Below are 17,995 nucleotides of genomic sequence, written 5' to 3' on the forward strand. Positions count from 1 at the left end.
GACCGGCGCAGCGCGGACAGCGACAGGTTCCCGCCCGCACTGAGAGACCGCCGGTAGACTGCCGGACGTGGTGATCGTGGAGTCGGCGGGCGTGGTGAAGCGCTTCGGCTCCACCGTGGCCCTCGGCGGCGTGGACGTCACGATCGGCGAGGGCGTCACCGGCCTGCTGGGCGCCAACGGCGCCGGCAAGACGACGCTGCTGACCCTCATCCTGGGGCTGCGCAACCGCGACAGCGGCGAGTTGCGCGTGCTCGGCGCCGACCCCGGCACCGCAGGGCCCGAGGTCCGCCAGCGGCTGGGGTTCGCCCCCGAACACCACCAACTCCCCGGCGACATGACCGCAGCCGACCTCGTGGCGCACATCGCCCGGTTGCACGGGCTGCCCAAGGTCGGCGCCACGCAGCGGGCCAGCGACACGCTCTGGGAGGTGGGGCTCGGCGAGGAGCGCTTCCGCCCCATCGGCACCATGTCCACGGGGCAGCTGCAGCGGGTGAAGCTGGCGCAGGCGGTGGCGCACCATCCCGAGTTGGTGATCCTGGACGAGCCCACGGACGGCCTCGACCCGATGCAGCGCGCCGACATGCTGGCGCTCATCAGCCGGCTGGCGACCGAGCACGGCATCAACGTGCTCATCAGCTCGCACCACCTCACCGAAGTGGAGCGGGTCTGCAACAGCGTGGTGATGCTGGACGCCGGACGGGTGGCTCGTGCCGGGCGGGTCAGCGACCTCACCGTCGGGGGCACCGGCGTGATCGTGGAGGTGTACGAGCGGGCCGCCGATCTGGCCGCCGCCCTGGTCGGGTCGGGTCTCGAGGCACGCGCCGAGGGCGACGAGGTGGTGCGGCTGGCGACCGCGGCAGAGCCAACCGGCGAGCCGGCCGACGCCGTGCGCGACGCGGTGGCCGACCTGGGCCTGCGGCTGCGGTCGATCCTGCCCGAGCACACGTCGCTGGCCGAGGTATTCAGCGCCACCCAGACCGGGCCCGAGGACGGCGGGGGCGGGTCCCCATGAGCACCTCGACCGGCGGGCAGCAGGCGCAGATCTTCGAAGGCGGCTTCCGGCCCTATGTGGGTCCCCGGCTGGCGCCCAGGCGCTGCTTCCGCTCGCTGTACACCTACTCCCTGGGCCGGCTGCTGGGCCGCAAGCGCCGCTTCCGCAGCAAGCTGATCGGCATCGCCGCGTTCTTCGTGGCCTGGATCGGCGCCGTGGTGCAGATCTTCCTGGCCGGGCTGTTCTCGGAGTTCGGCGACCTGGGCTTCGACACCGTCCGGGACTACTACACGCAGGTGGGTGTGGGGGTGGTGCTGCTCACCGTCCTGGCCACGCCGATGCTGCTGAACACCGACCGTCGCAGCGGGCTGCTGAGCCTCTACCTGGCATCGCCGCTCAGCCGCCGCAGCTACCTCAACGCCCAGACGTCGGCCATCTTCTCGCTGCTGATCGTCATGTCGCTGGTGCCGGTGCTGGTTCTCGGCATCGTCTACACGTCGCTGGGCGGGGGGCCGGGACACACCGGGGACTTCTTCCTGTTCGTCCTGCGCACGCTGACGGCGGCCCTGGCGCTGGCGGCGGTGCCCACGGCCCTGGCGGTGGCGGTCTGCAGCCTGGTGCGCCGCGCCGGCATGGCCATCGTGGTCGTCGCCCTGTGCCTGCTGGTGCCGGCGGGCATCACGTCGCTGCTGATCGCCGAGGCCGGCGTTGCCAGCGAGATCGCCGTGCTGGACCCGCTGCGGCTGTCGCGGGCGCTGGCCAAGCGCTCGCACGCCCTGCCGCTGACCGACGACAGTCCCGGAACCCTGGACGCCGTGGCCACCTGGGTGGTGGTCCTGGCCAATCTGGCGTGGGTGGCGCTGCTGTCGGCCGTCGCTCACTTGCGCTACGGGCGCATGGAGGTGGAGCGGTGAACACCTCCGGCAGGCCCGGACCGATGCTGGAGGTCACCCGGGTCTCCAAGCGCTTCGGCGACCTGGTGGCCGTCTCGGACGTGTCGTTCCGGCTGGGCGCCGGCGTGACCGCGCTGCTGGGCCCCAACGGCGCCGGCAAGTCGACGATGCTGCGGATGCTCGCCGGCCCCGCCGCCCCGAGCGAGGGCACCGTCCGCGTCCTCGGCAGCGACCCGCGCGCCGACGTCGAGCTGCGCCGGCGCATCGGCCTGGTGCCCCAGCAGGAGTCGCTGTTCGAGCACCTGCGGGTGCGGGAGTTCGTGCGGCTCGCCGCCGATCTCACGGGCGTCGCCGACGCCGAGGAGGCCACGGAACGGGCGATCGGCACCGTCGGCCTGGACCCCGACGACAAGCGGCGCCTCAACACCTACTCCAAGGGCATGCGCCAGCGGGCGAAACTGGCCTCGGCGATCGTGAACGGCCCCGACGTGCTGTTCCTGGACGAGCCGCTCACCGGCCTGGACCCCAACCAGCGCAACCTGATGATCGACCTGTTCCACCGCATCGGCGGCAGCGGGCGCTGCGTGCTGGTGTCCAGCCACGTGCTCGACGAGGTGCAGCGCCTCGGCACCGACGTGCTGGTGATGGGCAAGGGACGGCTGCTGGCCGAGGGCGACTTCCGCCGCATCCGCGACCTCATGGACGACCGGCCCAGCCGCTTCCGCATCACCACCGACGAGCCGCGGGCGCTGGCGGCCGGGCTCATCGCCGAGGGCCTCGCCGTCGGCGTGGAGCTCCACGAGCCGGACGCGCTGACCGTCGCAACCGCCAGCGCGGGCCGCTTCGCCGCGGCCATCGCCCCGCTGGCCCGCGACAGCCGGGCGAGCCTGCACGAGTTGCGGCCGCTGGACGCCGACCTGGAGTCGGTCTTCCGCTACCTGGTGGAGGGACGGTGAGCAACGCGGCGCGGGTCTTCCGCTTCATGTCCCAGAAGCTGCTGCGCGACTGGGGTCGCATGGCCGTGCTGGTCGTGCTGGCGGCGCTGGCGATCGTGATCGCCATCGTGATGCGTACCAGCGACGACGGGGTGACGCCCGAGGACGGGGCGGGATTCCTGGTGTGGTACGGCCTGTCGATCATCCTGCCGTTCGGCTCGCTGCTGGTGGCCTCCGACGCCTTCGGCGACCTGCGCGACGAGCGCACGCTGGTGTACCTGTGGCTGCGGCCCATGCGGGCATGGTCGGCCACCGCCGGGGCAGCCGGCGCGGCGCTGACCGTCGTCATCGTGCTGCTGGTGGTGCCGCTGATCGTGGCCGGCCTGATCCTGGACGTGCCCGTGGCGGACGGGGCGCTGCTGGCGGCGGTGGCCTACACCGGCGTCTTCCTGGCCTTCGGGCTGCTGCTGTCGCGCCCGCTGCTGGTGGGCCTGCTGGTGCTGCTGGTGTGGGAGAACGTCATCGGCACACTGAGCGCCGCCACGGCACGCCTGACGATCCGTTCCTACGCCGCCAGCCTGGTGGTCAGCGAGGGCTGGGACGTGGGGACACCGGTGGGGCGATCATTCGCCGCCTCGCTGGCCGTGCCGCTGGCGGTGGGCGTCGCCGGGCTGCTGCTGGCGACCTGGGGCTGGCGGCGCGCCGAGGTGGCCTGAGCCCGGCCGGGCCGCGCTCTCAGCCCACCACCGAGGGGTCGGGGATCAGCGAGTTCACGAGCCACTGGAACCTCTTCCAACCGTCACCGGGCCCCAGGTCGTCGCGCGTGTAGCGGGCGGCCTCGTCGGGGATCGGCTCGGCCTCGGGGGCCTTGATGTGCGCCTCGGCGGTCCGCTCGGCCATCACGAACCAGCCCACCGCCTCGTCCACCGAGGCGCCCACCGTCAGCAGGCCGTGGCTGCGCAGGATGACGGCCCGGTGGTCGCCGAGGGCAACGGCGATGCGCTTGCCGATGTCGACGCTCTCCACCGACAGCTCGGTGCCCTCGAAGACCCCGTGCCGCTCGAAGAACTGGCAGGCCTCCTGGCAGATGGGCCGGAACGGCCGGTTGAGCGCCGAGAACGGTGTGCCGTAGGGGGTGTGCGTGTGGGCCGCCGACACCACGTCGGGGCGGGCATCGTGGATGGGGGCATGAATCGCATGGGCGGCGGGCATGTAGCCGAACTCGGTGTAGCCGTCCACGGCGGCGCCGTCGGGGCCCAGCAGGACCATCTTGTCGACGGTCGCGGCGCCGAACGGCACGCCGTGGCCCAGCATCCAGAAGTGGTCCGGCCGCTCGGGGTCGCGGGCGGTGATGTGGCCGTCGCTCATCTGGCCCCAGCCGAGAGCGGCGAACACCCGGTATCCCAGCGCCACACGCCGCTTCCGGAACAGGCGCAACTCCTCGAGCGAGCCGAAGGTGAGCTCACCGATCAGTGGCTCGTGATAGGAGAACACGGCGTCACCTCCTCCGGGGCGGCCGCGGCGGCCCCGTACGATCCGAACAATCTACTCGTGGGCGGCAATGCACAAGCAGCGCCCGCGGCGGCGCCGGGCGCAGGAAATATGCGTGCTCTCAGGCGACGCCGACCCGATCACCCCCCAGCACGCGCCCGGCACGAGACACGTCACCAAGTAATACCACCACTGGATATCTAGCGAACTACCTGGCCAGCGATTATCGGATGCACTCGATGCGTTCGTTCGATAGTCTCAAACGCGCAGTTCCATCCGCGAGAGGTAAAGAAAAGCACCGACACGCGAGCGTGTCGAGTGGGAGGAAGACATGATCATTCGAAAGACCGTTCTCTTGGCGGCGGCCGTGGCTGTGGCTCTGCTGGCCGCGGCCTGCGGGGGTGACGACGGGGAGACGACCACCCCGGCGCCGCCGCCCGCCACTGAAGCGCCGGCGCCGCCGCCGGCCACCGAGGCAGCGGCACCCCCGCCCGACACCGAGGCGCCGGCAGCGCCCGCCGACACCGCGGCACCCGACGAGGACGCCGTCGAGCTGTCGCAAGCCGGCGGCCGCCTCGCCGAGGTGCAGGCCCGGGGCGACGTGCGCTGCGGCGTGCGCGACGCCCTGCCGGGGTTCAACTTCCTGACCCCCGACGGCGAGCACGAGGGCTTCGACTCGGACTTCTGCCGGGTCATCGCGGCCGCCGTGCTCGGCGACGCGAACGCCGTGGACTTCGTGGACCTCGCCACTGCGGACCGCTTCACGGCGCTGCAGTCCGGCGAGATCGACGTGCTGGTGCGCAACACCACCTTCACCGCCAGCCGCGACGGCAAGGAAGCCGCCAACTTCGTGTACACGACGCTCTACGACGGCCAGGGTGTGGTCGTCCCGGCGTCGACGGGCATCACCGACCTGGAGGGCTTGGCGGACGCCAACATCTGCGTGGCGCAGGGCACCACCACCGAGCTGAACCTCACCGACGTGATGCGCTCGCGGGGCATCCCGTTCAACCCGGTCACCTTCGGCGAGTCCTCCGAAGCCCGCGTGGGCTACACCGCCGGGCAGTGCGAGGCGTTCACGTCGGACAAGTCATCCCTGGCTGTGTTCAAGTACGAGATCGAGAACGGCGGCGGTGAGGATCAATTCATCCTGCCCGAGACGATCTCCAAGGAGCCGCTCGGTCCGGCCGTGCTCGACGGTGACACCGAGTGGGCCCAGGTCGTGCAGTGGGCCGTCATGGCCACGATCCAGGCCTGGGAGTTCGGCCTGGACTCCGGCAACATCACCTCGGCCACCGGCGACAACCCCGCCCTCGCCCGGTTCCTGGGCGAGGAGGGCTTCGATCCGGGCCTCGGCCTGCCCAGCGACTTCGCCGTGCAGGTCGTCGCTCAGGTCGGCAACTACGAGGAGATCTACCGCCAGCACCTCGAGCCACTGGGCCTGCCGCTGGACGGCTCGGTCAACGACCTGTGGACCAACGGCGGACTGCTCTACGTGCCGCCCTACCGGTAGGAAAAAGTTCCGGGGCCATTGTCGGCCCGCACAACTGAACGCCCGCCCGTGCGGTTCTCCTCAGGGGAGCCCGGGCGGGCGTTCCGCTTCACCCGGCGATGACCGGGCGGGGCCGCCGGTGCCCGTCGGCGGATCGTCTGGCGAAATCGATCCGGCGCCGGCCCCCGGCGTCCCCGCCCTCGCGCGCGGTGCGTGTCCGGGAGGCAGTGCCGGACCCCTGTACTAACTTGCGAATCCGATGTCGCTGAGCAGCCGGAGCGCTCCTTCGCCGGTCGCCGGTGGGCCGTCGGCGCCGGCCATGAGCAGTTGGTGGCGGCGCACCGGGTTCCTGTCGGCGGTCGGCCAGGCGGCGCTGGTGGCGGGGATCTGCCTCGCCGGCTGGTGGCTCTACGGCAACCTCGTCGACAACCTCACCCGCACCCGGATCCCGACCGACTTCGACTTCCTGACCCAGCCCACCGGGTTCGCAATCCCGGAGAACTTCGGCTTCGACCCGGACCTGCCGATCTGGCGCATGGTGCTGATCGGCGTGCAGAACACGTTCCTGGCCGGACTGGTGGGCGTGCTGCTGGCCTCCATCGTGGGGCTCGTCGTGGGCATCGCCCGGCTCTCCAGCAACTGGCTGGTGGCCCGGCTGGCGCAGGTCTATGTAGAGGGGTTCCGCAACACGCCGCCGCTGGTGGTCATCGTGTTCTTCAGCTTCGCGGTGTTCAGCTTCGGGCCGCTGCCGGTCTTCCCCGAGGCGCTGGACCTGAAGCTGCCCGGCAGCGACAGCAACTGGCTGGTGCTGTCCAAGAGCCGGATCGGCATCCCCAGCCTGTCGGCCGAGCGCCACGTGGGACTGTTCTGGATCGTCGTGCTGTGCGGCGCCGTCGCCGCGGCCGGGGTGTGGATCTGGCGCAGCCGGCGCCACGTCCGGACGGGGGAACCCCACCACCGGGTGCTGTGGGCCCTCGGCACCTTGGGGCTCGTGGTACTGGTGGCCTTCGTGTCGCTCGGCGGGCCCTACGCCTGGTCGTGGCCGGCCCGATCGGAGAACGGGCGACGGCTCATCTCGGGGTTCGGAACCAGCGCCGCCTACCTGTCACTGACCCTGGCGCTGGCGCTGTACACCGCCAGCCACATCGCCGAGGTGGTGCGCGCCTCCATCCTGGCGGTGCCCAAGGGCCAGAGCGAGGCCGCCGGGGCGCTGGCGCTGTCACCGTTCCAGCGCTACCGCCACGTGATCCTGCCCCAAGGGCTGCGCATCGCCGTGCCGCCCACCATCAACCAGTACCTCAACCTGGTCAAGAACACCTCGCTGGGCACCGTGGTGGGCTACGCGGACGTCACCAACCTCACCCGCACCTCCATCGGCAACGCCAACCCGGCGCCGCAGTCCATCGCCGTCCTCATGGGCGTGTACCTGGTGTTCTCGCTGGTGATCTCGCTGCTGCTGAACGTCTACAACCGCACCGTGCAACTCCGCGAACGATGACCGCCACCGTCCCCTCCGATCCGCACGCATCGGGCGATCAGCCAGGCCCGCCGCCGCGGCAGACCGCCGGCGCCTGGGCGCGGGAGAACCTCTTCAACAACCGGCACAACTCGGCGCTGACGGTGCTGCTCGGCGCCGGCCTGGTGGTGCTGGCGATCTACGGCGCCCGCTTCCTGTTCGTCACCGGGCAGTGGGAGCCGGTGCGCACCAACCTCACGCTGCTGATGATGGGCACCTTCCCGCGGGAGGAGCAATGGCGGATCGTGGTGCAGGTGTACCTGCTCTGCGCCTCCGTCGGGCTCCTCTGGGGCGGCCTGACGGCGTCGTCGCGCGACCACGCCCGCGACGCCGGCGTCCCGTTCAGCCGCGCCCGCCTGCGCGACGGCGTGCGGCGCTGGTGGCCCGTCTTCGTGCTGCTGGCGGTGCTGCTGGGCATGACCCGCACCTGGCTGCCCCTGGCGTTCACAGCCTCGGCGCTGGCTCTGGGAGTGGTGGCCCGGCGGCTCATGGAGGCGCTGCCCGAAGCGGGGCGCCGCGGCGCCTGGTTCGGTGCCGGCGTCTGCGCCCTCGCCGGCTGGCAGGTTCTCTCCGGCACCGGCGGCATCGCCTGGTGGTGGGGGTCCGCGCTCGTGGCGGCGGCGGCGGTTCGCCTCACCCGCAACGTGCGCACCGACGCCCGCTGGCAGCCGGCGGCGCGCCTGGCCCTGGTCGCCGGCTCCGTCGCCGCGGTCCGGGCGATCTACGCGCAGTTCGACTTCGGCGGCGTGGGCTGGGACGACTGGTCCGGATTCCAGCTCAACCTCGTGGCGGCGGCCGCCGCCATCGTGCTGGCCTTCCCGGTCGGCCTCCTCGCCGCCGTCGGCCGGCGCTCGCAGCTGCCCGCCGTGCGCTGGCTGTCGGTCGGCTACATCGAACTGATCCGCGGCGTGCCGCTGATCACGCTGCTGTTCATGGGCGACCTGTTCCTCGGCTTCTTCCTGCCCACCGAGGATCCCCTCTCGAAGGTCACCCGTGCCATCGCCGTGATGACGCTGTTCACCGGCGCCTACCTCGCCGAGATCGTGCGCGGCGGCCTGCAGGCCGTGCCCCGAGGCCAAGTGGAGGCCGCCCAGGCGATCGGCCTCAGCGCGCCCCGAGTCCTGAGCCTCATCGTGCTGCCTCAAGCCCTGCGAGCGGTCATCCCCGCCCTCGTCGGGCAGTTCATCAACCTGTTCAAGGACAGCACGCTGCTCTCCATCATCGCCCTCACCGAGATCCTGCGGATCCGCGAGAGCATCCACGGGCAGCGGGAGTTCCTCATCGTCGGCATCGCCGAGACGCTGGTCTTCGTGGCCTTCGCGTTCTGGGCGCTGGCGTTCACCATGTCACGCGAGAGCCAGCGGCTGGAACGCCGGCTGGGAGTGGGAGAGAGATGACGAACACCGCACCGACCAACGGGGCCGCACGGCCCATGGTGACCCTCGAAGGGGTCGACAAGTTCTTCGGCACGTTCCAGGCGCTGCGCAACATCGATCTCGAGGTCGCCCGCCAAGAGGTCGTGGTCGTGCTGGGCCCCTCCGGCTCCGGCAAGTCCACGTTGATCCGCTGCATCAACCGCCTCGAGCACCACGACCGCGGCCGCATCACCGTCGACGGCATCGAGCTGAGCAATGACGTGAAGGCCATCCGTCAGGTGCGGCGGCTCACCGGCATGGTCTTCCAGCAGTTCAACCTGTTCCCGCACCTCACCGTGCTGGACAACATCACGCTCGCCCCCCGGCAGGTGCGGCGCATGCCGCGGCACGAGGCCGAGGAACTGGCCATGCAACTGCTGGAGCGGGTGAAGATCCCCGAGCAGGCCCGCAAGTATCCCGGCCAGCTCTCCGGCGGCCAGCAGCAGCGTGTCGCCATCGCCCGGTCACTGGCCACCGAGCCCCATGTGATGATGTTCGACGAGCCCACCTCGGCGCTGGACCCCGAGATGATCAAGGAGGTCCTCGACGTCATGCAGGAGCTGGCCCGCAGCGGCATGACCATGATCTGCGTGACCCACGAGATGGGCTTCGCCCGGGAGGTGGCCAGCCGGGTCGTCTTCATGGACGAGGGCGAGATCGTGGAGGTCGGCGCGCCCGAGCATTTCTTCACCGACCCAACCGAGGAGCGCACCAAGCGCTTCATGGAGCAGATCCTGTAGCCGCCTGCGGGGCTCTCGGCTCGCCACTCGTCGGCAATCACCAATCGGTGGCGCCTGGGGTCGGGGTGCCGCTCTGCTCCTCCACGCGGGGCGAAGAGTCGTCGCAGCCCGGTCCCCCGACCCCGGCCTCATCCCGCGTTCTTCCGCCACCCTCGTCCGTCTCGCAGCGGCCCGGGCAGGGACGCCAGTGGCGCTCCGGGACTGCAGGGTTTCAAAGCGGGCGCGGTCATACCGTGGATTCGTAGCACAGCAGCTTGCGTACAAGTAGTGTAGCGAGACGTGAATTAGTAGTGCTGCAATACGTGGCATGGTAGCGTCAAGAGAGTGAGGCGCAGCCGAGTGCCGCGGGCGAGAGTACGGATCCGATGGTGAAGGCCGACAGCCGGGCGTACGTCCGGCGCGTCGTCGACGAGGAACTCGACGCGTTGCTGGACGGGCTGCCCGCCATCTGCATCGAGGGGCCGCGTGCGGTCGGAAAAACGCGAACCGCTCGCCGGCGCGCCCGCACGGTGCACGATCTGGACGACCCCGAGACGCTGGCGCTGGCTCTGGCGGAACCCTCCCGCCTCGTCCGGGGAGCAGAACCGATCCTCATCGACGAATGGCAGCGCTATCCGCCCTCGTGGGACCTGGTGCGCCGAGCAGTGGACGACGACCCCCGGCCCGGTCGATTCCTGCTCACCGGTTCGACCGGGCCGGACGTGCCGCCGACCCACTCGGGCGCGGGCCGGATCGTCACCCTCCGAATGCGACCCATGAGCCTCTTCGAACGAGGCTTGCAGGAGCCGACCGTGAGCCTTCGGCACCTGTTCACCAGCGACCGCCCGGCCGTCGACGGCCGGACCGACGTTGCCCTCGATGACTACGTCGCGGAGATCGTCGGGGGCGGGCTGCCCGGATGGCGAGCGGGTGACGCCCGGACACGGCAGGCCGCACTCGACGGGTACCTGAACCGCGCGGTCGACCACGACGTGGCATTGATGGGTTACCGGGCTCGACGGACGGGCGTGATGCGACGGTGGCTGACCGCATACGCCGCGGCCACCGCCACCACCGCCACTTACGAGACCATCCGCGACGCCGCCACAGGAGACGAGGGAGACAAGCCGGCCAAGACGACGACAATGGCCTACCGAGACCTGCTGGAGGTGATGTGGCTGGTGGATCCGGTGCACGCCTGGTGGCCCGTCGGCAACCCGCTGGGCCGGCTCAAACAGTCGCCCAAACACCATCTCGCCGATCCGGCGCTGGCATGTCGACTGCTGGAACTCGGCGCCGACGATCTCCGCGCCGCACACCCGGGCGCGACGGTCGACCTCCCGCGGAACCAACCGTTGCTTGGCGCCCTCTTCGAGTCGCTGGTCACCCTCGACGTGCGCGTCCACGCCCAGAACGCCGGGGCCGCCGTCAGCCACCTTCGGACCTGGAGCGACGACCGGGAAATCGATCTGATCGTCTCGGCCGGTCGGCGACTCCTCGCAATCGAGGTCAAGCTGGCAGCCGTGCCCGACCGGCGCGACACCCGCCACCTCAGATGGTTCCGCGATCAGGCCGCTCCCGATCCGGTGGACGCAATGATCATCACCACGGGCCGCTACGCCTACCGAGACCCCGACGGAATAGCCGTCGTCCCCGCGGCCCTCCTGGGCCCCTGATCCCGCAGCGCCGACGAGCCGCCGTAGACGGCGCGCCGCGCGCGCGGCGGCCAGAATTGCGATGGCCCCCAACGCAGGAGGGCCACTAGTCGGAAACCAGCGATGCCTGCGGTTCGGGCGCGGCGGCCGTGACGGGCAGCTCGCCGGACCCCAGCGCCCTGGCGCGGCGGTTCTCGCCGCGGTCGGGCCGAGACCAAGTGGCCCCCGGCGAAGAACTGCGGGTCCTCGTCTCGACCGACGTGCTCTCGGATGGCCAGAACCTCCAGGATTCCCGCATCGTCGTCAACGACGACCTGCCCTGGGCTGTGGTGCGCCTCGTGCAACGCGCCGGGCGGGTAGACCGGATCGGTCAGCAGGCCGCCATCAACGAACGCCCCCTGCTCGAGTCCGCCACGCAGCGGTTCGCCAACGCGATCCGGGAACGATCCCCAACCGACGTCGCGGCGCTCCTCGTCGAACTCTGGCGAGACGACCGTCTGTGCGTCCCACCCGAGGATGCCGGTCCCACAGAACCGTCGATCATCTGCTCGATGGGACTGCAGCTCCAGCAGACCGGTGGGTAGTCCCCGAATCCAGCGTTTTCCGGCCGCAAGATCCCCGATTGGAGCATTCGGTATCGGCCACACAGCCTGTAATTCTTCGAGTGATATGACTGCAAACCTATGGGTGAAATCGCTGTAATTCTTCAAGTAGACTGGCAGCGACAGCCACACCGAAGTCGGACCAGAGGACTCGGCGCGCCGCCGATGAGGGGTTGCCATGAGCATCCTGCCAGAGCACTTCGAGTACCGCAACCGGGTGGTCGACGCTGAGGCGGAGCGATTCCTGCGGCTGCTGCCCACCCTGGTCATCGAGGGCCCGCGTGGCTGCGGCAAGACCACGACGGCGCGCAGGCTGGCCGAACGGGAACTCCACCTCGAGACCGACCCGAGCGCGCGCGGCCACGCCGAGCACGGCACGCTTCCACTCGGTGACGGCCCCTACCCGTTGCTGATCGACGAGTGGCAGTTGGCGCCCGCTGCATGGAATGCGGTGCGTCATGCGAGTGACCTGCTCCAGGGGCCGGGCCGTTTCATCCTGACCGGCTCGGCCAGCCCTAGCGACGAGGTGACCCGCCACTCCGGAGCGGGCAGAGTCGCGCGCGTCCGGATGCGCCCGATGTCCCTCTTCGAGTCGAGTGACTCGACCGGTGACGTGAGCCTCGGCGCCCTCCTCGACGGCGGATCGTGCTCGGCCCTGAACTCCCGTGAACATGACCCCAGAAATCCCGACACCCAGTTGCGCCGCGTCATCGATGCCCTGTGCCGGGGAGGGTGGCCGGCTTGCGGCGACCTGTCACCTGCCGAGGCGCAGGAGTTCCTGCACCTCTACCTCGAGGAGTTGTGCCGCGTGGACGTTCGCAGGGTCGCGGGCACGCGGCACGATCCACTGCTGGTGCGCCGGGCGGTCACCTCGCTGGCGCGCAATACGGCTACCTCTCCCAGCAGCGCCACGCTGGCGGCAGACATCGGTGTGCAACGCCCGGTCGCTCCCGACACCCTCGCCGGCTACCTCGACGCCCTGACCCGCAACTTCATTCTCGAGGACCAACCCGCATGGACTCCCCGGCTGCGCTCGCGCGCCCGCCTGCGGAGAGCCCCCAAACGTCACCTGGTAGACCCGGCCCTGGCCGTTTGCGCCCTCGGTGCCGGCCCGAGCCAACTGTTCAACGACCGGGAGACTCTCGGATTCCTGTTCGAGTCGCTGGCAGTCCGCGACCTGAGGGTCTACGCCGGGAGCGCCGGGGCGACCGTCTCCCACTATCACGACAGCAACCACCTCGAAGTGGACATCATCGTCCAGCGACGTGACGGGGCGTGGCTGGCCGCGGAAGTGAAGCTCGGCCGCCCGGCGGCCGTCGACCAAGCCGCCGACGCGCTGGCGCGGCTGCGCCGTCAGATAGACGTCGACCGCATGCCCGAGCCGGCAAAGCTGCTGGTCATCACTGCCACCGGGCACGCCTACGAACGCCCCGACGGCATCGCCGTGGCACCGCTGACCATGTTGGGCCCGTGAGGGGGCGCCCGGCGGCGAGTCCGGCTCTCGCCCCCGTCGTCGATCTTGAGGGCGACGGCAGGATCACACGCCGGCTCGACGCCGTGTACGGCACGCAGGACTCCCGCTCGGATGCCGGCCTGCTCGCTGCACAGGCCGAAGCGGTTCGCGAGCAGCGGTTTGGGCGGGGACGCCGGGGGACGGGCGGCGCCGGTAGCTTTCTTGCGATGGATCAGCCTGCCGGTGCGAGGCGTGTTCCGGAGCGGCCGACTCTGGACGGGTTGGAGGCTCGGTGGGGGGAGTGGTGGGAGGCTGAGGGGGTCTACCGGTTCGACCGGCGCCGGGAGCGGTCGGAGGTGTTCTCGATCGACACGCCGCCGCCGACTGTCAGCGGTTCGCTGCACGTGGGGCATGTGTTCAGCTACACCCACACCGACCTCGTCGCCCGCTACCAGCGGATGCGGGGGCGGGAGGTGTTCTACCCGATGGGCTGGGACGACAACGGCCTGCCCACCGAGCGCCGGGTGCAGAACTACTTCGGCGTCCGGTGCGACCCGTCGGTGCCGCACGACGATGATTTCCAGCCGCCCGCGGAGGCCACCGGTGAGCCGGTGCCGGTGGGCCGGCGGAACTTCATCGACCTGTGCCTTCAGCTCACCGAAACCGACGAGCAGGCCTTCGAGAACCTCTACCGGCGCCTCGGCGTGTCGGTGGACTGGAGCCTGACCTACACGACGATCGGCGAGCGCTGCCGGCGGGTGTCACAGCGGGCCTTCCTGCGCAACCTGGCCCGCGGCGAGGCCTACCAGGCCGAGGCCCCGTGCCTGTGGGACGTCACGTTCCGGACCGCCGTGGCGCAGGCCGAATTGGAGGACCGCCCCCGCCAGGGCGCCCTGCACCGCCTGACCTTCGCCCGCGTGGGCTCGGCCGCCGGCGAGGGCAGTGCCGGCAGTGGGAAGGCCCGCGGGGACCCCGCCGACGACGGAGATGCCGGCGGGGGCAGCGGCACCGGCGGGAGCAGCGGGAACGGCGGCACCGGCGGGAACGGGCACGTCCTCATCGAGACGACCCGGCCGGAGATGCTGGCCGCCTGCGTGGCGCTCGTGGCGCATCCCGACGACGAGCGTTACCGGCCGCTGTTCGGCTCGACGGTGCGCACGCCGCTGTTCGGCGCCGAGGTGCCCGTGGTGGCACACGCCCTCGCCGAGCCCGGCAAGGGCACCGGCATCGCCATGATCTGCACCTTCGGCGACACCACCGACGTCACCTGGTGGCGAGAGCTGGAACTGCCGGTGCGCCCCATCATGGGGCCCGGCGGGCGGCTCCTTCCCGAACTGCCCGACGCCGCCTGGGGCAGCGGCGCCCGGGCCGCCTACGCCGAGATCGCCGGGCTCACCGCGAACGCGGCCCGCCGGCGCATCACCGAACTCCTCGAGCAGTCCGGGGAACTCGTCGGGGAGCCGCGGCCCACCGAGCAAGCCGTGAAGTTCTTCGAGAAGGGCGACCGGCCGCTGGAGATCATCACCACCCGCCAGTGGTACCTCCGCAACGGCGGGCGCGACCTGCCGCTGCGCGCCGAACTGCTGGACCGCGGCGTGGAGTTGGCCTGGGTGCCGGACTTCATGCGCACCCGCTACAGCAACTGGGTGGAGGGTCTCAACGGCGACTGGCTGGTGAGCCGCCAACGCTGGTTCGGGGTGCCGATCCCCGTTTGGTACGCCCTCGACGGCGACGGGCGGCCGCAGTACGACCGGATGCTGGTACCCGCCGAGGCGTCACTGCCGATCGATCCCGCCTCCGACGCCCCGCCGGGCTACGAGGAGTCGCAGCGGGGCCGGCCGGGCGGGTTCATCGGCGACCCCGACGTGATGGACACGTGGGCGACCTCGTCGCTCAGCCCGCAGATCGCCTGCGGCTGGGAGGAGGACCCCGACCTGTTCGCCCGCACCTTCCCGATGGACGTGCGCCCGCAGGCACACGAGATCATCCGCACCTGGCTGTTCTCCACGGTGGTGCGCGCCCACCTGGAGCACGACTCGTTGCCCTGGCGGCGGGCGGCCATCTCGGGGTGGGTGCTGGACCCCGACCGCAAGAAGATGTCCAAGTCGAAGGGCAACGTCGTCACGCCGATCGGGCTGCTGGAGACCTACGGCGCCGACGCGGTGCGCTACTGGGCAGCCTGCGGGCGCCCCGGCACCGACACCGCCTTCGACGAGTCACAGATCAAGGTGGGCCGCCGCCTGGCCATCAAGCTCCTCAACGCCGCCCGCTTCGTCCTGGGCCTAGCGGGCGCCGCAACCGACGACGACCCGACGACCTCCACGGCCGCCGCCCGCTCCCCGTCATTCCGGCGCAGGCCGGAATCCACCGGCACCGACGACCAGGCCGGCGGCGCGGGCGACGTGACCGAGCCGATCGACCTGGCGCCCACTGACGGCGCCGACTCGACGACCTCCACCACCGCCGCCCCCTCCCCGTCATTCCGGCGAAGGCCGGAATCCACCGGCACCGACGACCAGGCCGGCGGCGCGGGCGACGTGACCGAGCCGATCGACCTGGCGCCCACTGACGGCGCCGACTCGACGACCTCCACCACCGCCGCCCCCTCCCCGTCATTCCGGCGAAGGCCGGAATCCACCGGCACCGACGACCAGGCCGGCGGCGCGGGCGACGTGACCGAGCCGATCGACCTGGCGCCCACTGACGGCGCCGACTCGACGACCTCCACCACCGCCGCCCCCTCCCCGTCATTCCGGCGAAGGCCGGAATCCACCGGCGACGGTCCGACGACCGGTGCCGACGCCGTCACCGAGCCGATCGACCTGGCGCTGCTCGCCGGCGTGGGCGAACTCATCGACGCCGCCACGGAGGCCTTCGAGGCCTTCGACTACGCCCGGGCGCTGGAGCGCACCGAGCGGCTCTTCTGGGACTTCACCGACGACTACGTGGAGCTGGTGAAGAACCGGGCCTACCGGGACGGCGCCGACGGGGCGAGCGCCCGGGCCGCCCTGCAGATCGCCCTGAGCGCCCTGCTGCGGCTGTTCGCACCCTTCCTTCCTTTCGCCTGCGAGGAGGCGTGGTCGTGGTGGCAGGAGGGCTCCATCCACCGGACGTCGTGGCCCGAGCGGGATGAACTGCCCGCCGAAGGCGACCCCGCCGTGCTCGCCGCGGCCTCAGTGGTCCTCGGCCAGGTGCGCCGGGCCAAGAGCGAGGCCCGCCGCAAGCTGCGCACCCCCGTCGAATCGGCGCACGTGCAGGCGGGCTCGGAATTCCTGTCCGCCCTGGCGGCGGCTCAACAGGACCTCTGCGACGCCGGGAACATCCTGGATCTCCAACTCAGCGCTGACGGCGATAGCGGTCCGACCGTCCAGGTTCAACTCGCCGCCGAGTAGGCAGCACCGGCACCCCGACCGGACCCGACCAGAGCCCGACCGGACCCGACCGGAGCCCGACCGCGGAGACCGAGGCTCAGTCGCCGTCGGCGTCGGAGACGACGGTCTGGTGGCGGGGGGGCTCGACGGTCTTGATCGTTGAAGGATCCGGGGCCTCGCCAAGCTGGTGCTGTCCCTGGTCGCGCAGCCACAGCGTGCGCTGCGGGAACGGGATCTCGATGCCGGCCTCGTCGAAGGCCTCCTTGATGCGCAGCCGCAGCTCCCGCTCCACCTTCCACTGCACCGACGGCTCGGTCTTGACGACGAGGCGGATGGCGATGCCGCTGGCGCCGAGGCTCTGGATGCCCCACACCTCCGGCGCCTCCATCAGCTCGTCGCCGCCCCATTCGGGGTCGTCCCACATCTCGTTGGCGACCCGCTGGATGACCCCCTCGGCGAAGCGCAGGTCGGTGTCGTAGGCCACTTCGATGTCCAGCAGCGCCCGCGACCAGAGTTGGGAGTAGTTGCCGACCCGGGCGACCTCGCCGTTGGGAACGTGCCAGACGGTGCCCGAGACGTCACGGACGGTGGTGGTGCGCAGCGACACCGCCTCCACGGTGCCCGTCACGGGACCCACGTCGATCACGTCGCCCACGCCGAACTGGTCCTCGATCAGCATGAACAGACCCGACATGAAGTCCTTCACGATGGTCTGGGAGCCGAAGCCGATGGCCACGCCGACGATGCTGGCACCGGCCAGCAGCGGGCCGATGTTGATGTCGAAGACCCCGAGCATCATGAGGATCGCCACACTCCAGACGACGGCGGTGATCACGCTGGACAGCACCGAGGTGAGCGTCTGGGCGCGCGCCGCCGAGCGCTTGTTCTCCTCCGCCTCGGTCAGGAGCCGCACCGGCCCCTGGTTGCGGATCCTCGCGAGCCGGTCGCTGGTGGTGGCCGACATGATGCGATTGGCCACCAGCTTCACGCCACGGCGCGCCAGGCGGTTCACGATGTAGGCCCCGAGGCCGATCAGCACCACCTTCAAGGGTCGCTCGACCGCCCACTCGGTGGCCGCGGCGAGGAAACCGTTGCTCGTCTGGTCGTAGACCCAGTTGCAGATCCGCGACGGATCCTGGCCGCAGGCGTCGAGCAGCCCGGCGGCGTCGTCGATCTCGGTGGCCTGGGCCAATTGTGCGGCAGTGCTCATGGTGGCACTCCTCAAGGTGGGTGGAGAAGCCCCGCCCGGGGGCACTCCGGTCGAATGGGTCGGTCCGACACCCTAGGAGACTGCTGAGCAATGCTCCCGACGCCCTGACACGTCATTCCGGCGAAGGCCGGAATCCAGGAGCTGGCCACCCGACCGGCGCTGCCAGTGGATTACTCAGCACACTCCTAAGCACCGGAGACGTTCCGATGTGCGTCGCCTCGAAGCGGCGCTTACTGGCTTTTCGTCCTAGAA

13 protein-coding genes and 1 pseudogene are annotated in these 17,995 nt (G+C 70.8%); 12 read left to right on the top strand and 2 right to left on the bottom strand.

The window, feature by feature from the left end; translation table 11 throughout:
• Positions 1-67: 67 nt before the first annotated feature.
• From OXG55_07265 to OXG55_07280, 4 genes are read left to right on the top strand one after another with little or no spacing between them, the layout of a single operon-like run.
• Positions 68-1,012 (top strand): ABC transporter ATP-binding protein, encoded by a 945-nt coding sequence (locus OXG55_07265; protein ID MCY4103041.1) that lies wholly within the window; start codon positions 68-70, stop codon positions 1,010-1,012.
• Positions 1,009-1,905, top strand: coding sequence for an ABC transporter permease subunit (locus OXG55_07270; protein ID MCY4103042.1), 897 nt, complete (start codon positions 1,009-1,011; stop codon positions 1,903-1,905). Before OXG55_07265 ends, OXG55_07270 begins: the two co-directional genes overlap by 4 nt.
• On the top strand, positions 1,902-2,840 hold the full coding sequence (locus tag OXG55_07275; GenBank protein MCY4103043.1) for an ABC transporter ATP-binding protein: 939 nt from the start codon (positions 1,902-1,904) through the stop codon (positions 2,838-2,840). The genes OXG55_07270 and OXG55_07275 overlap by 4 nt, the downstream gene beginning before the upstream one ends.
• The gene (locus OXG55_07280; protein MCY4103044.1) at positions 2,837-3,535 is read left to right on the top strand and encodes a hypothetical protein; all 699 of its coding nucleotides are present in this window, start codon (positions 2,837-2,839) and stop codon (positions 3,533-3,535) included. The genes OXG55_07275 and OXG55_07280 overlap by 4 nt, the downstream gene beginning before the upstream one ends.
• Positions 3,536-3,554: 19 nt before the next feature.
• Here OXG55_07280 and OXG55_07285 read toward each other — a convergent pair whose 3' ends face one another.
• Positions 3,555-4,313: a class II aldolase/adducin family protein gene (locus OXG55_07285; protein MCY4103045.1), complete on the bottom strand. Its 759-nt coding sequence runs from the start codon at positions 4,311-4,313 to the stop codon at positions 3,555-3,557.
• 328 nt (positions 4,314-4,641) lie between these two features.
• Here OXG55_07285 and OXG55_07290 point away from each other — a divergent pair, with 328 nt between their 5' ends.
• The 8 genes and pseudogenes from OXG55_07290 to OXG55_07325 all read left to right on the top strand — a co-directional run bounded on the left by OXG55_07290 (position 4,642) and on the right by OXG55_07325 (position 16,554).
• Positions 4,642-5,823 (top strand): amino acid ABC transporter substrate-binding protein, encoded by a 1,182-nt coding sequence (locus OXG55_07290; protein MCY4103046.1) that lies wholly within the window; start codon positions 4,642-4,644, stop codon positions 5,821-5,823.
• A 298-nt stretch (positions 5,824-6,121) separates the two neighbouring features.
• Entirely contained in the window at positions 6,122-7,300 is a 1,179-nt protein-coding gene (locus OXG55_07295; GenBank protein ID MCY4103047.1) for an ABC transporter permease subunit, read from the top strand.
• Positions 7,297-8,715 (top strand): amino acid ABC transporter permease, encoded by a 1,419-nt coding sequence (locus OXG55_07300; protein ID MCY4103048.1) that lies wholly within the window; start codon positions 7,297-7,299, stop codon positions 8,713-8,715. The genes OXG55_07295 and OXG55_07300 overlap by 4 nt, the downstream gene beginning before the upstream one ends.
• 35 nt (positions 8,716-8,750) lie before the next feature.
• The gene (locus OXG55_07305; protein MCY4103049.1) at positions 8,751-9,473 is read left to right on the top strand and encodes an amino acid ABC transporter ATP-binding protein; all 723 of its coding nucleotides are present in this window, start codon (positions 8,751-8,753) and stop codon (positions 9,471-9,473) included.
• A 365-nt stretch (positions 9,474-9,838) separates the two neighbouring features.
• Positions 9,839-11,128, top strand: a complete 1,290-nt coding sequence (locus OXG55_07310) for a DUF4143 domain-containing protein (GenBank protein MCY4103050.1) — start codon at positions 9,839-9,841, stop codon at positions 11,126-11,128.
• Positions 11,129-11,250: 122 nt separating this feature from the next.
• Positions 11,251-11,487 (top strand): annotated as a pseudogene (locus tag OXG55_07315) (helicase-related protein).
• A 400-nt stretch (positions 11,488-11,887) separates the two neighbouring features.
• Entirely contained in the window at positions 11,888-13,183 is a 1,296-nt protein-coding gene (locus tag OXG55_07320) for a DUF4143 domain-containing protein (protein ID MCY4103051.1), read from the top strand.
• Between the two features lie 206 nt (positions 13,184-13,389).
• On the top strand, positions 13,390-16,554 hold the full coding sequence (locus tag OXG55_07325; protein ID MCY4103052.1) for a valine--tRNA ligase: 3,165 nt from the start codon (positions 13,390-13,392) through the stop codon (positions 16,552-16,554).
• Positions 16,555-16,630: 76 nt separating this feature from the next.
• Here the strand turns inward: OXG55_07325 and OXG55_07330 are convergent, their stop codons facing one another.
• The gene (locus OXG55_07330) at positions 16,631-17,743 is read right to left on the bottom strand and encodes a mechanosensitive ion channel family protein (protein ID MCY4103053.1); all 1,113 of its coding nucleotides are present in this window, start codon (positions 17,741-17,743) and stop codon (positions 16,631-16,633) included.
• Positions 17,744-17,995: the final 252 nt, after the last annotated feature.

The sequence above is a fragment of the bacterium genome, from assembly GCA_026708055.1.
Classification (GTDB): Bacteria; Actinomycetota; Acidimicrobiia; order Acidimicrobiales; family CATQHL01; genus VXNF01.